Raw genomic sequence first — 14,137 nt, 5'->3', positions numbered from 1 at the left:
TGCGAATCGACCAACGAATCAGCGTTGACCCACCCGGCTCGCAGCGTAAGTTTTGGCCTCTAACGCACTTCCATCCCAGCACGGATGAAGACGGCGCGAGGCTCAGGTTTCGCGTTGGCGGGAGATGTCTGTCCAGAGGTTCGACCCCGTCCGAAAAGCATCGCTTTTCGGCGCAGGAGAAGTCGTCCCTGAACCATCGCCCTGAAGCCGCGGAAGGTCGGATTTTGGTTTTGAACTGGGCGGGCAAGATGGTTGGGGGCGCAACGGCGATGGCGGGCGGAACGAATACGTCGGGAATGACGGACCCGGACCGCATCTGGAGCGAGGCGTCCGTGCGCCTGCGCGCCGAGATCGGCGACGGCCCTTTCTCGTCCTATATCGCCCCGTCGGCGGTCCGTCTGGACAACGCCGGCCATCTGATCCTGGTCACGCCCACCGCCTATGCCCGCGACTGGGTGCGCAAGAACGCCCTGCGCCGCATGAACGAGCTGTGGCTGGGCCTGGACGGCCTAAACCGTCGCCTTGAGGTGCGTTGCCGCGCCGAAGTGGGTTCGGCCCCGCCGGCCTCGGCCGTTATGGCCGGCAATGTGGTGGACGCCGCCCCGCGTCTCGCCGCCTTCGCCTCCACGCCCCATATCGCTCCCGCCGCCCCGATCAGCGCCGCCCATATTAGCGCCGATGGGGCCCGCGCCGTGCGCGCCGCCGGCCTGCAGGACCGCCTGACCTTCGACAGCTTCGTGGAGGGTCAGGGCAACGCCTTCGCCCTGGCCATCGCCAAACAGGTCGCCAGCTGGGCCGACGGCCATTTCAACCCCGTCTTCTTCTGCGGCCCCTACGGCTACGGCAAGACCCACCTGCTGAACGCCATCGCCTGGGAGGCCCAGCGCCTGCGGCCCGAGGCCAAGGTGGTCTATCTGACCGCAGAGCGCTTCCTGTCGACCTTCGTCAAGGCGATGCAGGACCGCTCGACCGCCGCCTTCAAGGAAAGCCTGCGTTCGGCCGACATGCTGCTGCTGGACGACGTCCAGTTCGTGGGCGGCAAGACGAGCACCCAGGAAGAACTGCTCTCGACCCTGACGGCCCTGATCGAGGACGGCAAACGCATCGTCTTCTCGGCCGACCGCGCGCCGATGGCCCTGACCGAGGTCGAGCCGCGCCTGCGCAGCCATCTCGCCGCCGGCCTGACCTGCCCGGTCGAGGCGGGCGACCGCGAGCTGAAGATCGCCGTGGCCCAGAACCGTCTCAAGGCCCTGTCGGCCCTGGGCGTCGTCCAGGGCGAGGCCAACCCCGAGGTTCTGGCCCAGCTGGTGGACCGCACCCCCGGCTCGATGCGCGAGCTTGAGGGCGCCGTGAACACCTTGGCCGCCGCCGCCGGCTCGCGCCTGTCGGCCGTCTCGGTGGACGAGGCCTCGATCCTGCTGGGCGCCGCCCTGCGCGGCGGACCCGAGCGCCGCATCACCGTGGACGAGATCCAGAAGACGGTCGCCGACCACTTCAACATGAAACAGGCCGACCTGCTGAGCGAGCGCCGCACCCGTGCGGTGGCCCGCCCCCGCCAGATCGCCATGTATCTTTGCAAGCAGCACACGACCCGCTCCTACCCCGACATCGGCCGTCGTTTCGGCGGGCGCGACCACACCACGGTCCTGCATGGCGTGCGCAAGATCGAGGAACTGATGCCGCAGGACGACCAGATCGCCCGCGACGTCGAGGCCCTGACGCGCAAGCTGCGCGGTTGAAGCTGTGGAGCAGCGGGACTGACCCGTTGCTCCCGCCGCGCAATCCGCTAGTGTCCAAGGTCACTTAACCGCGGCCATCTGCGAATCGGCCGCGCCGGGCGAGACGATATGCAGCTGACCATCGAACGATCCGCGCTCCTCAAGGCCCTGGGCCACGTGCAGAGCGTCGTCGAACGTCGAAACACCATTCCGATCCTGTCCAACGTCCTGCTGTCCGCAGGTCGTGACCGGCTGGCCTTCGCGGCCACCGATCTGGACATGGAGATGGTGGACGAGGCCGAGGCCCAGGTTCAGGTCGAGGGCCAGATCACGGCCCCCGCCCACACCCTGTACGAAATCGTGCGCAAGCTGCCGGAAGGCGCCGAGGTCTCGCTGCTCTATTCGGGCGACGATCCCCGCCTGGTCGTCTCGGCCGGCCGGTCGCGATTCAACCTGCCGGTCCTGCCGGCGGGCGACTTCCCCGTCATGTCCACCGACAGCGCCGGCGCCTCCTACGTCATGCCCAAGGAAGACCTGGCCCGCCTGATCGACAAGACCCGTTTCGCGGTCTCGACCGAGGAAACCCGCTACTATCTGAACGGCCTGTATCTGCACACGGTGTCGGAGGCCGGCGTGCCCCTGCTGCGCGCCGTCGCCACCGATGGCCACCGCCTGGCCCTGGCCGAGACCCCGGCGCCCGAAGGCGCGGCCGGCGGCCCCGGCGTGATCGTGCCGCGCAAAACCGTGGATCAGGTCCGTCGCCTGCTGGACGACGCGGGCGCACCCGTAGAGGTCACCGTCTCGGCCCAGAAGATCCGTTTCCAGATGGGCGAAGCGTCCCTGACGTCCAAGGTGATCGACGGCGCCTTCCCCGACTATCTGCGCGTCATTCCCAAGGGCAACGACAAACAGGCCGACATTGACAACGCCCTGTTCGCCAAGGCCGTCGACCGCGTCGCCACCATCTCGGCCGAGAAGAGCCGTTCGGTGAAACTGGCCTTCGACAACGACCGGGTGAAGCTGACCGTGCGCAACATGGAAGCCGGCCAGGCCGAGGAAGAGGTCGAGATCGGCTATTCCGACGAGCCGTTCGAGATCGGCTTCAACGCCCGCTACCTGCTGGACGTCGCCGGCCAGATCACCGGCGAAAACGCCGCCTTCCGCTTCGCCGACCCGGCTTCGCCGACCTTGGTCCTCGATCCGGCCGATCCGGGCGTCCAGTATGTGCTGATGCCGCTGCGGGTGTGAGCCGGCAACGGCGCGTCATAGCGATCAAACGGCTACCGTTCGTTTTGCGAGCTGTGTTCTTTGCGCTGTGCGCATGGGCGGCCTTCCAATTGATCGGGTTGGAAGATGGGTTGGTGTCGACAATCGGCTGGATCTGGTTCGCGCTGGCAGCGTGGATCGCCATCCGCATGGCGTTGAGCGCTCTGTTTCCCGCCAACCTAATTCTCTCCGAAGATGGTTTTCAGATCGACGGACTGAAGCGGCGGCCATTGATGCGATGGAGCGCAATCGACAGATTTTGGGTTCTTCGCACCCCTCTTTATGGCTACGTTTTGTATGCTTTGGTTGATCAGCCGCGGCGTGAGAACTTCGGCCTCTGGGTTTTCCGCGGTCTGCCTTCCGAGGCCGATGGCCGCCTGATGCCTTCATACGAACTGAAGGCCGAAGCACTGCTCGAAGAGCTCCACGTTTGGAAAGCTCGATACGGAACATGATACCGCGCATATCGGCGGGGCAGCCCGACTGGGTCCCGGCTTCCGCCGGGATGAGCGGATAGATTGAGCCTCACCTCCCTCACCCTCACCGACTTCCGCTCCTATGCGGGCGCGCGGCTGGAGATGACCTCCGGGCCTGTGGTGCTGCATGGGCCGAACGGGGCGGGAAAGACCAATCTGCTGGAGGCGATCAGCCTGCTGACCCCCGGCAAGGGGTTGCGCGGGGCTACGGCCGCCGAGATGGGCCGGCGCGAGCCCGGCGAGGCGGTCGGCCGCGCCTGGGCTGTCATGGTCGAACTGGACGACGAGACCCGTCTGGGCACCGGCGTCCAGACGGCCGGCGCGGCGCGGCGCATCGTGCGGATCGACGGCGAGACGGCGCAGCCGGGGCGGTTGCTCGATTATCTGCGCCCCGTCTGGGCCACGCCCGAGCAGGACCGGCTGTTTTCCGACGCGCGGGCCGAGCGGCTGAAGTTCTTCGACAGGCTGGTGTTCGCGGCCGATCCCGATCACGCCGCCAGCGTCTCGATCTATGAGAAGGCTCTGCGCGAACGGCTGCGCCTGCTGAACGACGCCCAGGACGGACGCGAGGCCGACCCCGTCTGGCTGGACGCCCTGGAGCTTCGCCTGGGCGAGGCCGGCGCCCGTGCGGCCATCGCCCGCGTCGCCGCCCTGCACGCGCTCCAGGCCGCCATCGACGCCCGCCGCGACCGCCCCTTCCCCCAGGCCGACCTGGGCCTGGACGGCGCCGCCGAACGGATGGCCGAAGCGGGCGCCGAGGAAGACGAGATCGCCGCCGCCATCCGCGAAGGCCTGGCCAAGGCCCGCGCCCGCGACGGCGCCGCCGGACGCTCCCTGTTCGGGCCGCACCGCACCGACCTGACGGCCATCCATCGCGAGAAACAGCGCCCAGCCGCCGAGGGGTCGTCGGGCGAGCAGAAGGCCCTGGTCCTGAACCTGATCCTGGCCCAGATCACCCGCCTGTCGGATCATGTCGGGACGGGGGCCGTCGCCGGGGCCGCCCGCCCCGTCCTGCTGCTGGACGAAGCCCCCGCCCACCTCGACGAACGCCGCCGCGCCGCCCTGTTCGAAGAGATCGTCGCCCTCGATCTCCAGGCCTTCATGACCGGCACCGAACGCGGCCTGTTCGCGGGTCTGGAAGGCCGCGCCCAGTTCGTCCGCGTCACCGGCGGCGCGCTGGAAAGCGACTAGATTGCCGACGGTTCGCCGTTCCGTTATCCTCGGCCCATGGCGACGATGACCCTTTCCCTGTCGGATTCATTGAAGGCTTTCATCGACGCTCAGGTCGCCGATCAGGGCCTGACCGCCGACAGCGACTACGTCCTGGCTCTGGTGCAGTTGGAGCAGGATAAGCAGCGTGTCCGCGACATGCTGATCGAAGGTCGAGACTCCGGGCAGGGCCGACCTGTCGATGCCGCCTATTTCGAGCGCCTGCGAGAACGCATCCGCCAACACGCGGCCAAGTGATCTTCTCGGTTTCGCCTCGGCTCGCTGCCGCACGCGATGTCGAGGAGACGGTGGACTACTACGCCATGGAGGCGAGCGAGAAGATCGCGGATCGGTTCGTCGACGCCTTGGCCAAGGCCTATGACCGTCTCGCTCATGCGCCGGAAGCCGGGTCGCCCCTTGTGGGCGCCGCGCTCGGACTCAATGGTCTTCGGACGTGGCCCATCGCGGGTTTCCCCTACCTGATCTGCTATCAGGCCGGGAATGGCGTCATCGACATCTGGCGCGTTCTTCATGCTCAGCGAGACCTCGGCAAGGCCTTGTCGACAAGCACACATTGAAGCCAGGCCGCTTCGGCGCCGGCGAACATCGTGTCGTTGTCTCTCTCCCTAGAACCAGCAGACGAGGACGGGCTTTGGGTCGTCGGCAAGAGGCCGCAGAAACCCCGCCCCAACGACCGTTTCGCTCGCAATTCCCGTCAAATTTCCTATATGTTGCGGGCTTCGGCGCGGTGCGATCCCGTGGTCGATTCGAGCGCTCTGTTCGGCGCTCCATCCCCGTCCCGGTCGGGACTTCAGAGCCAATGACTTCATGACCGATCCGATTGCCGACATGCCCGAATACGGCGCCGATTCCATCAAGGTTCTCAAAGGCCTGGACGCCGTGCGCAAACGCCCTGGCATGTATATCGGCGACACCGACGACGGCTCCGGCCTGCACCACATGGTCTATGAGGTGGTGGACAATGCCATCGACGAGGCCCTGGCCGGCCACGCGGACCTGGTCCAGGTCATCCTGAACGCCGACGGCTCGGTCACCGTGACCGACAACGGCCGCGGCATTCCCACTGGCATCCACGAGGGCGAAGGCGTCTCGGCGGCCGAGGTCATCATGACCCAGCTGCACGCGGGCGGTAAGTTCGATCAGAATTCCTACAAGGTCTCGGGCGGTCTGCACGGCGTGGGCGTGTCCGTCGTCAACGCCCTGTCCGACTGGCTGGAGCTGAAGATCTATCGCGACGGCAAGGCGCACCAGATGCGCTTCGAGCGCGGCGACACGGTCAAGTCGCTGGAGATCACCGGCGACGCCCCGATCCGCGAGGACACCGGCAAGGCCCTGAGCGGTACCGAGGTCACCTTCTATCCGTCCGTCACGACCTTCAGCCATATCGATTTCGACCTGAAGACGCTGGAGCATCGCCTGCGAGAACTGGCCTTCCTGAACTCGGGCGTGGTCATCAAGCTGGCCGACCAGCGCCACGCCGAGCCGGTCGAGATGATCCTGCACTACGAGGGCGGGGTCGAAGCCTTCGTGCGCCATCTGGACAAGTCCAAGACGCCGATCCTGAAGGACGTCATCGTCATTCGCGGCAAGAAGGAAGGGATCGAGATCGATCTCGCCCTGTGGTGGAACGACAGCTACCACGAGACGATGTTGTGCTTTACCAACAACATCCCCCAGCGGGATGGCGGCACCCACCTGTCGGCCTTCCGCGCCAGCCTGACCCGCATCATGGGCGGCTATATCGAGAGTTCGGGCGCCGGCAAGAAGGAGAAGGTCTCCGTCACCGGCGAGGATGCCCGCGAGGGCCTGACCTGCGTCCTGTCGGTCAAGGTGCCGGATCCCAAGTTTTCGAGCCAGACCAAGGACAAGCTGGTCTCGTCCGAAGTGCGCCCGGCGGTCGAGGGCCTGTGCTCCGAGGGTCTGTCGCAATGGTTCGAGGAACACCCGGTCGAGGCCAAGCAGGTCGTCGCCAAGATCATCGAGGCGGCGTCCGCGCGTGAAGCCGCCCGCAAGGCCCGCGACCTGACCCGCCGCAAGTCGGCGCTCGAAATCAGCAGCCTGCCGGGCAAGCTGGCCGACTGCCAGGAACGCGATCCCGCCAAGTCCGAACTGTTCATCGTCGAGGGCGACTCCGCCGGCGGTTCAGCCAAACAGGCGCGCAACCGCGAGAACCAGGCCGTCCTGCCCCTGCGCGGCAAGATCCTGAACGTCGAGCGCGCCCGCTTCGACCGGATGCTGTCGTCGGAACTGATCGGGACGCTGATCCTGGCGCTGGGCACAGGCATCGGCCGCGACGACTTCAACGCCGACAAGCTGCGCTATCACAAGATCATCCTGATGGCCGACGCCGACGTCGACGGCGCCCACATCCGCACCCTGCTGCTGACCTTCTTCTATCGTCAGATGCCCGAGCTGATCACGCGCGGCCACGTCTATATCGCCCAGCCGCCGCTCTACAAGGTCGCCAAGGGCAAGCAGTCCCGCTACCTCAAGGACCAGTCCGAGATGGACTCCTACCTGATCGAGGAAGGCTCGTCCGAGGCCGAGCTGGACATGTCCACCGGCGAGCGTCGCCTGGGTCTGGACCTGCAATCCCTGGTGCGCGAGGCCAAGGCCTTCAGCGCCAGCGTCGATCGCCTCAGCCAGCGCGCCCCGGCCTTCGCCATCGAACAGGCGGCCCTGGCCGGCCTGTTCGCCGAGAACTCGGATACCGCGACCGCATCGGCCGCCGCCGCCGTGCGCCTGAACCTCTATGCCGAAGAGGGCGACGGCGACTGGACCGGCGCGCCGGGCGAACAGGGCGCCGTGGTCTTCACCCGCACCCGTCGCGCGGTGCAGGAGACCATCGTGCTGGAAGAGACCCTGATCCGTTCGCTGGACGCGCGCCGTCTGGCCGAACGCGCCCAGGCGTTCGAGGGCGTCTTCGTCGCCCCCGCCACATACCGCCGCAAAGACAAGTCCACGACCATTCGTGGGCCGCTGGACCTGCTGAACGCCGTGCTGGACGCCGGCAAGAAGGGCCTGTCGATCCAGCGTTACAAGGGTCTGGGCGAGATGAACCCCGAGCAGCTGTGGGAGACGACGCTGGACGTCAACGCCCGCACCCTGCTGCAGGTCTCGGTCGAGCACGAGGAAGACGCCAACGACCTGTTCGCCAAACTGATGGGCGACGTGGTCGAACCCCGCCGCGAGTTCATCCAGGAAAACGCCCTGGACGCCGCCGTCGACGTCTGATGGCGAAAGGGGCGGCGCGGCCTACTGGCCGCGTCCGCCCGCGATGAAGGCCGCAATCGTCGGAAACGCCGTGTTCTGGGGCCGCATCTCCTCGCAGGCGAAGGATTTGATGCCGCCGTAGATGCCGCCGCTGGGCGTCGCCTCCCACGGCGTGTCCTCGGAATAGCGGTCGGTTTCGGCGCCGTCCGCCCCATAGGTCACCGTCGCGCCTGAGCGCGACTGGCCGTCCGAACACCGCACCATCACCTCTTCGGTCTCATGGCTCAGATTGGCCACGTCGCCGTGCGTCGGCACCCGCGCCATCCGCGTCGTCGCCACGCCGTCCACCGGCGTCAGGCCGTCCAGATCGACGAGATAGACGGTGGCGTCGCTGCGCGAAAACGCGGCCCAGCTTTCCGCCGCCACGGGCGACGCCAGGGCGGCCGTCGCCATTATCGCTGCAAGACCGATTGTTCTGATCATTCTCTTCCCTCCCCAGGCAAGACGATCATTTCATACCCGAGCGCGGAAGAATTCAATCTCCCTGACGGTCCAGCAGCGGTTTTCCGATCAGGGCCGATCCCGCGAGGGCAGGGCCGCGATCTCTTCGGCCGTCAACTTCCTGGCGATGCGGACGCGGCACGGCTGAGGCCCGGTCGCCGGGCTGCGCAGGGTCGCCTGATCGCCGACGCACAGGTTCGATCCAGAGAGCGGCTCCAGCGCGACCGACAGGGCGCGGGTCATGTCGCGGCAGAAGGTGCTGTCGATCTGAAACACGTCCGAACTGGACGTACGAACATACAGGGTCTGGTCGTTGGGGGCGGTGAAGTTCCGCACCAGGCTGGGCCGGAAACATTGGGTGGCGTCGACGCGGCTGGCCGTCGCCGCGCCGGGCGATGGCGCACAGGCCGACAGCGCCAGGACGGCGGCCGAGGACAGGATGAGACGATGCATGCTTGGCTCCCGAAGCAGCCCCCGCTCATCCTGCGCTCGCCGGCGACGGGGGTGCAAGGGGATTGCCGACGACCGCCGACCGGTGCGGCGAAACGCGCGCCGCCAGATCGCGCGGCAGGGGCGAAGGTCGGTTCAGGATCAGGGCGGCGACATGCTCCGCCAACACCGGCGCCACGCAGAAGCCACGCGACCCCAGCCCGCCCAGCAGATAGAGACCGTCGTCCAAAGCGCCCGCCAGGGGCAGACGATCCGGCGTCGTGGCGCGGATCGCGGCGCGGCTTTGCGCCTGTCCCGCCGCCTCGATCTTGTCGGCCAGACCCGGCAGACGCGCCCGCAAGGTCGCCAGGTTTCTCGCGCTGTCGTCGTCACGCGGCGTCGTGTCGGTGTCGCCTCGGTCATGCGTCGCGCCATAGAGCACGCCATGGCCGGTCGGGACCGCATAGCCGCCCCAGGCCATGGGATGGGTAACCACGTCGCCCTCCACCCAATCCGCCTGACCCCGCACAGGCGTCAGGCGCGGCGCCGGATCATGCCCATCCAGCAGGGCGGCCGATCCCCAACCGCCGGCCATCAACACCGCATCGACCTCGGCCAGCACCGCGTCTGCTTCGCCGAACAGCCTCCAGCGGCCGTCGATCCGCTTCAGCTTCGTCACCCGTTCCGAGCGCATGTCCGCATCGCCCAGCCAGTCCGACAGCACGGCGGCGGGACGCACCGCACAGGCGCCCTTCATCGACAGACCGCCCTGCCCCGTCGTCTCGCCCGCCAGGGTCGCGGCCGCGTCTTCGTCCAGCACGACCATCGCGCCCTCGGCCCAGATCGACTGGCACGCGATCTTTTCGAACCGGGCCGCATCGCGCGGCGCCTGGGGCAGTTGCAGCACCCCATGACCCGTCACGGCGTCCGGCGTCGCGGCATACAGATGTCCCGCCCGCCCCAGCGCCTGGGCATGCAGGGCGGCGATGCCAGTGTCGCCCGCATCCAGGCGCGGCGTGACCAGGGCCGCTGGAAAGCCAGATCCGCCCGCGCCCGGCCGTTCGGCCTCGAACACCACGGCCCGGACGCCTTGGTCCCTCAGGGCGCGCACCACAGATGCTCCCGCCACGCCTGCGCCGATCACGGCGATGCTGGGAATCGGCGCAGGCGCAAAGACCGACGGCAGACGCGCCTCCAGCCGCTCGCGCTTGCGACCATGACCGGGACGTTTCTCGACGATGAAGCCGTGCTCGGCCAAACCCCGTCGCACAGCCCCGGCGACGGTGAAGGTCGCGAGGCGCGCACCCGGCGCAGATCGGGCGGCGATCAGGGCCATCACCTGGGGCGACCACATGCCGGGGTTCAGCGCCGGAGAGAAACCGTCCAGGAACCAGGCGTCGGCCGCCCCCGACCACTGCTCCAACGCCCAGGCCGCGTCCCCGACCGCGAGGTCAAGCACGGCGTCGAAGCCCGGCAGGTCCACACGGTGAAACCCCGGCGTCGCGGACGGCCAGGCGTCGATCAGCGCCTGCGTCGCCTGCGCCAACTCCGGCCAGGCGCCCAGCGCCCGCGCCGCCTCGGCCGCCGCCAGCGGAAAACCCTCGATGGAGAAGATATGCAGCCGCCCGCCCTCGGGCCGGGTCCGCCGCCACAGGTTCAGCAGGGCGGCGATGTTCAGACCCGTGCCGAACCCCAGCTCCGCCACGGTGAAACAGGCCCGCCCGGCCCAGGCGTCCGGCAGGCCGCAGCCGTCCAGGAACACCGCGCGCGTTTCCGCCAGCCCGTCGTCGCGCGAGAAATAGACATCCCCGAACCGGCCCGAGCGCGGCTCGCCCTCTTCGGTCCAGGTCAACTGCGGCGAGGCGTCGTCATCGGAGATCATGGCCCGGCTCTAGCACCTTCGTCGCAAAGACGAAAAAGGCCGCCTCGTTCGAGGCGGCCTGATCGATGGCTTGCAGGCGAACCTAGTGGGCGGCGGGCGCGTGCGGCGGTTCGGCGGGGGCGGCGGGGGACGGCGCAGCGGCGGACGCGTCCGCGCCCTGCATCGTCGTTGCGGCCGGGGCCGTGGTGGCGGCGGTGTCGTTCTGAATGGCCTGGTTGGCGGCGGCCTCGGCGTCCTTGGCGGCTTGATCGACCGTCAGGGCCGCTTCCTCGGCGGTGCCGGCAGCCTCGACCGCGTCGGTCGCGGGAGCCTCGGCCTTTTCTTCAGGCGCCTTGCTGCAAGCGGCCAGGACCAGGACCGCAGCCGATGCGGCGACGAGGGCTTTGATACGCATGAGGACTTCTCCGAAGGCTTGCGCGAGGCTGCACGCCCCGCACCGCAACGATAGGGCCGCCTTGCGCGTGAGGGCAAGTTACGATCAGGCAAGGCGCGATCGAAGCGGCGTCGCGCCGCAGCCGCGACTCTCAGTCGGCGGTGATGTTGTTCAGCGTCTCTTCCATCTCGCCGAACGACGGCTGGGCGGACGAGGGAATGTCGCCACGGCCGATCTCGACCGAGATCTGGGCGGCGTTGCCGTGCAGGTGGGCCACCAGCACCGACTGGATGATCTTGTAGTAGGCCGCTTCCTCATTGATGATCGCGGTCAGGCGCGCGGCGAACGGGCCGACCAGGCCGTAGGCCAGGAACACGCCCATGAAGGTGCCGACCAGGGCGCCGCCGATCATGGTGCCCAGCACCTCGGGCGGCTCGGTGATCGAGCCCATGGTCTTGATGACGCCCAGCACGGCCGCGACGATGCCCAGCGCGGGCAGGCCGTCGGCCAGGGTCTGAAGGGCGTGGGCGTTTTCGAGATGCTCGTGGTGGTGCTTTTCCAGCTGCTTTTCCATCGCGTCCTCGACCTGGTGCGGATCCTCCAGGTTCATCGTCATCATCCGCAGGGTGTCGCAGATGAAGTCGACGGCGAAATGGTCCTTCAGCACCTTGGGGTACTTCTGGAAGATGGCCGATTCCTTGGGCTTTTCGATATGGCTTTCCAGCGCCACGACGCCCTTGGACTTCATGGTCTTGGTCAGTTGGAACAGCAGCGACAACAGATCCTTGTAGTCCTGCTTCTTCCACTTGGGTCCGGCGAAGCATTTGCCCAGCCCCCCCATGGACCCTTTGATCACGGTCATGGAGTTGGAGATCATGAAGGCCGCGATGCCCGCGCCGCCGATCGCCATCAGTTCGTGGGGCGCGGCGTGCAGGATCACTTCGAACTTGCCGCCGGATATGGCGTAGCTGCCGAAGACGAGGCCGAACAGCAGCACGATGCCGATGATCTGGAACATGAAAGCGAACGATCCTGACGCGAGAGGCCTGGACTATCGCCGTTAATCATTAAGACGGCGTTTCGCGAACGCCGTCTCCTGACCTCAGATGCGACCTTCGCCGTTCAGGATCGCGGTGCGCGCCGCCGCCGTCAGCTTCTGATACCCGGCCTTGCCGCCGCGCACGTAAAGCGCCGTCCCCGTCTTTTCAGGATCGAAGCCGTCCGCGACCAGATCGGCCTTCCTGTATTTGAACGTGCCGGTCGTTTCCGCCGACTTGATCAAGCGCAGGAACACCGGCTGGGCATAGGCCGGCAGCTTGGCCTCGACATGGTCGGAGAAGGCCTGGGCGTCGAACTTGCCCTCGACCACCAGGGCCGCCATCCCCGCCTTGCCGTCCTGGGCCGGCACCGGCACGCCATAGACGATGGCCTCGGTCACGCCGGGCGCATCCATCAGCACCTGTTCGACCTCGGAGGTCGAGACGTTCTCGCCCTTCCAGCGGAAGGTGTCGCCCATCCGGTCCACGAAGTAGAAATAGCCCTCGTCGTCCTGTTTCATCAGGTCGCCGGTGCGGAACCAGCGGTCGCCCTTCTTGAACACGTCGGTCAGGATCTTCTTCTGCGACGCGGCCTTGTCGGCATAGCCCGAGAAGTCGTGGCGGATGTCGTTGCCGATCAGACCGATGGCCTCGCCCACCTCGCCCACGCGCGCCAGGCGGCACAGGCCGTCGGAGCCGCGAATGGGCTGTTCGGTGTCCACGTCGAACTCGACCAGGCGGATGTTGATCTGCGACTTCAGGAAACCGGGCACGCGGCCGATGGCGCCCTGTTTGCCGTCGAAGTTGAACAACGAGACATTGCCCTCGGTCGAGCCGTAGAACTCAAGGATCTCGGGGATGCGGAACCGGCTCTGGAAGTCGGGCCAGACATCGGCGCGCAAGCCGTTGCCGAACGCTAGTCGCAGCTTGTGCTTGGTCTCGTCCTCGTGCGGCGGACAGTTGACCAGATAGCGGCACAGCTCGCCGATATAGACGAACATGGTCGCGCCCGACGACTGCACGTCGGGCCAGAAGGTGCTGGCCGAGAACTTCTTGCGGATCACCAGCCGCGCGCCGTTCAACAGGGCCGCGCCCACCCCGACCAGACCGCCGGTCGAGTGATACAGCGGCAGGACGTTGAAGATCCGATCCTCGGGCGTCGAACGTGTCGCGCCGGCGAAGGCGCGCATATAGGTCCGGGCGCGCGAATGCGGGATGCGCGCCGCCTTGGGCAGGCCCGTCGTGCCGGAGGTGTAGATATAAAGGGCGGTGTCGCGGTTGGTCAGACCCTCGCGCGCCGACTTGGACGGCCGCACCGACGAGCCGCCGCGCACGGGCTTGTCCAGCCCACGCCGGTCGCTGGTCTCCAGATCGTCGGGCAGGCCCAGCACCCAGAGCGCCAGATTGTGATCGACCAGAGGTCGCGCCTCCTCGATCTGGCGCCAGCAGTCCTCGTCGGCGACGACGTTGAAGGCGTTCGAGATGGCCAGACAGTGGGCCAGCCCCTGCCCGTTCAGATTGGTGTTGATCAGGGCCGTGGCGATGCCGACCTTGGAGAAACCGATCCACGCCGCCAGATATTCGATCCTGTTGGTCATCATCAGGGCGATGGTGTCGCTGCGACGCAGGCCCCGGTTCTTGGCCCAGTGGGCGAAGCGGTTCGCCATGGCGTCCAGGTCGCGATAGGTCACGGTGCGCTGACCGTCGTCGATGGCGATATTGTCGGCGAACTTGTCCACCGCCTCTTCGAAGTCGTCACAGAGCAGGACATCGCTGTCCAGCTCGATCGGCTTGATGCGCTTGAGCAGGCGGAACAGGCCGCGAGCGAACCGGACGTCCCGACGGATATTCGCTACAAAACCCATGCGCGCCGTGCCTCCGGTCAATGCGTGTTCCACCCGGCCCGGTGATGGACGAAGGGGGGGCGTCGGGTCAACCGCGCCGTCCGCGATCCCTCGCGCACCCGACGGATTGGCGTCAGCCGTGACCCATTTGTTCTGTTGACGCCGGGG

At 67.3% G+C, this 14,137-nt stretch carries 13 protein-coding genes; 7 read left to right on the top strand and 6 right to left on the bottom strand.

Features of this window, described 5'->3' with window-relative positions; genetic code table 11:
• The first annotated feature begins 296 nt into the window (after positions 1 to 296).
• The 7 genes from dnaA (at position 297) to gyrB (ending at position 7,924) form a co-directional block, all read left to right on the top strand.
• Positions 297 to 1,739: a chromosomal replication initiator protein DnaA gene (gene dnaA / locus AC3ISA_RS08840; protein ID WP_489177594.1), complete on the top strand. Its 1,443-nt coding sequence runs from the start codon at positions 297 to 299 to the stop codon at positions 1,737 to 1,739.
• Positions 1,740 to 1,847: 108 nt separating this feature from the next.
• A complete protein-coding gene (gene dnaN, locus AC3ISA_RS08835) occupies positions 1,848 to 2,966 on the top strand; it encodes a DNA polymerase III subunit beta (RefSeq protein ID WP_489177593.1) in 1,119 nt (372 codons plus the stop codon).
• A gap of 53 nt (positions 2,967 to 3,019) precedes the next feature.
• Positions 3,020 to 3,439: a hypothetical protein gene (locus tag AC3ISA_RS08830; RefSeq protein ID WP_489177592.1), complete on the top strand. Its 420-nt coding sequence runs from the start codon at positions 3,020 to 3,022 to the stop codon at positions 3,437 to 3,439.
• Between the two features lie 63 nt (positions 3,440 to 3,502).
• A complete protein-coding gene (gene recF, locus AC3ISA_RS08825; protein WP_489177591.1) occupies positions 3,503 to 4,651 on the top strand; it encodes a DNA replication/repair protein RecF in 1,149 nt (382 codons plus the stop codon).
• A gap of 36 nt (positions 4,652 to 4,687) precedes the next feature.
• On the top strand, positions 4,688 to 4,927 hold the full coding sequence (locus AC3ISA_RS08820) for a ribbon-helix-helix domain-containing protein (RefSeq protein ID WP_489177590.1): 240 nt from the start codon (positions 4,688 to 4,690) through the stop codon (positions 4,925 to 4,927).
• A complete protein-coding gene (locus AC3ISA_RS08815; RefSeq protein WP_489177589.1) occupies positions 4,924 to 5,247 on the top strand; it encodes a type II toxin-antitoxin system RelE/ParE family toxin in 324 nt (107 codons plus the stop codon). The genes AC3ISA_RS08820 and AC3ISA_RS08815 overlap by 4 nt, the downstream gene beginning before the upstream one ends.
• Positions 5,248 to 5,497: 250 nt before the next feature.
• Complete coding sequence (gene gyrB, locus AC3ISA_RS08810) at positions 5,498 to 7,924, top strand: DNA topoisomerase (ATP-hydrolyzing) subunit B (RefSeq protein WP_489177588.1); 2,427 nt, start codon at positions 5,498 to 5,500, stop codon at positions 7,922 to 7,924.
• Positions 7,925 to 7,945: 21 nt separating this feature from the next.
• On the opposite strand, the gene AC3ISA_RS08805 is transcribed toward gyrB, so the two are convergent.
• The 6 genes from AC3ISA_RS08805 to AC3ISA_RS08780 all read right to left on the bottom strand — a co-directional run bounded on the left by AC3ISA_RS08805 (position 7,946) and on the right by AC3ISA_RS08780 (position 13,990).
• A complete protein-coding gene (locus tag AC3ISA_RS08805) occupies positions 7,946 to 8,386 on the bottom strand; it encodes a hypothetical protein (RefSeq protein ID WP_489177587.1) in 441 nt (146 codons plus the stop codon).
• An 87-nt stretch (positions 8,387 to 8,473) separates the two neighbouring features.
• Positions 8,474 to 8,857, bottom strand: a complete 384-nt coding sequence (locus AC3ISA_RS08800) for a DUF6491 family protein (RefSeq protein WP_489177586.1) — start codon at positions 8,855 to 8,857, stop codon at positions 8,474 to 8,476.
• A 25-nt stretch (positions 8,858 to 8,882) separates the two neighbouring features.
• Positions 8,883 to 10,715 carry a tRNA (5-methylaminomethyl-2-thiouridine)(34)-methyltransferase MnmC2 gene (gene mnmC2, locus AC3ISA_RS08795; protein WP_489177585.1) on the bottom strand — a complete coding sequence of 611 codons (1,833 nt, stop codon included), beginning with the start codon at positions 10,713 to 10,715 and terminating at the stop codon, positions 8,883 to 8,885.
• An 82-nt stretch (positions 10,716 to 10,797) separates the two neighbouring features.
• A complete protein-coding gene (locus AC3ISA_RS08790) occupies positions 10,798 to 11,109 on the bottom strand; it encodes a hypothetical protein (protein WP_489177584.1) in 312 nt (103 codons plus the stop codon).
• A 130-nt stretch (positions 11,110 to 11,239) separates the two neighbouring features.
• Positions 11,240 to 12,106, bottom strand: a complete 867-nt coding sequence (gene motA, locus AC3ISA_RS08785; RefSeq protein WP_159846706.1) for a flagellar motor stator protein MotA — start codon at positions 12,104 to 12,106, stop codon at positions 11,240 to 11,242.
• Positions 12,107 to 12,190: 84 nt separating this feature from the next.
• Complete coding sequence (locus AC3ISA_RS08780; protein WP_489177583.1) at positions 12,191 to 13,990, bottom strand: long-chain-acyl-CoA synthetase; 1,800 nt, start codon at positions 13,988 to 13,990, stop codon at positions 12,191 to 12,193.
• Between the last annotated feature and the right edge of the window lie 147 nt (positions 13,991 to 14,137).

This window comes from Brevundimonas sp. KH_058, from assembly GCF_057838505.1.
Note: the sequence above shows the minus strand (reverse complement) of the source record. Positions and strands in the feature narration are given on the sequence as shown.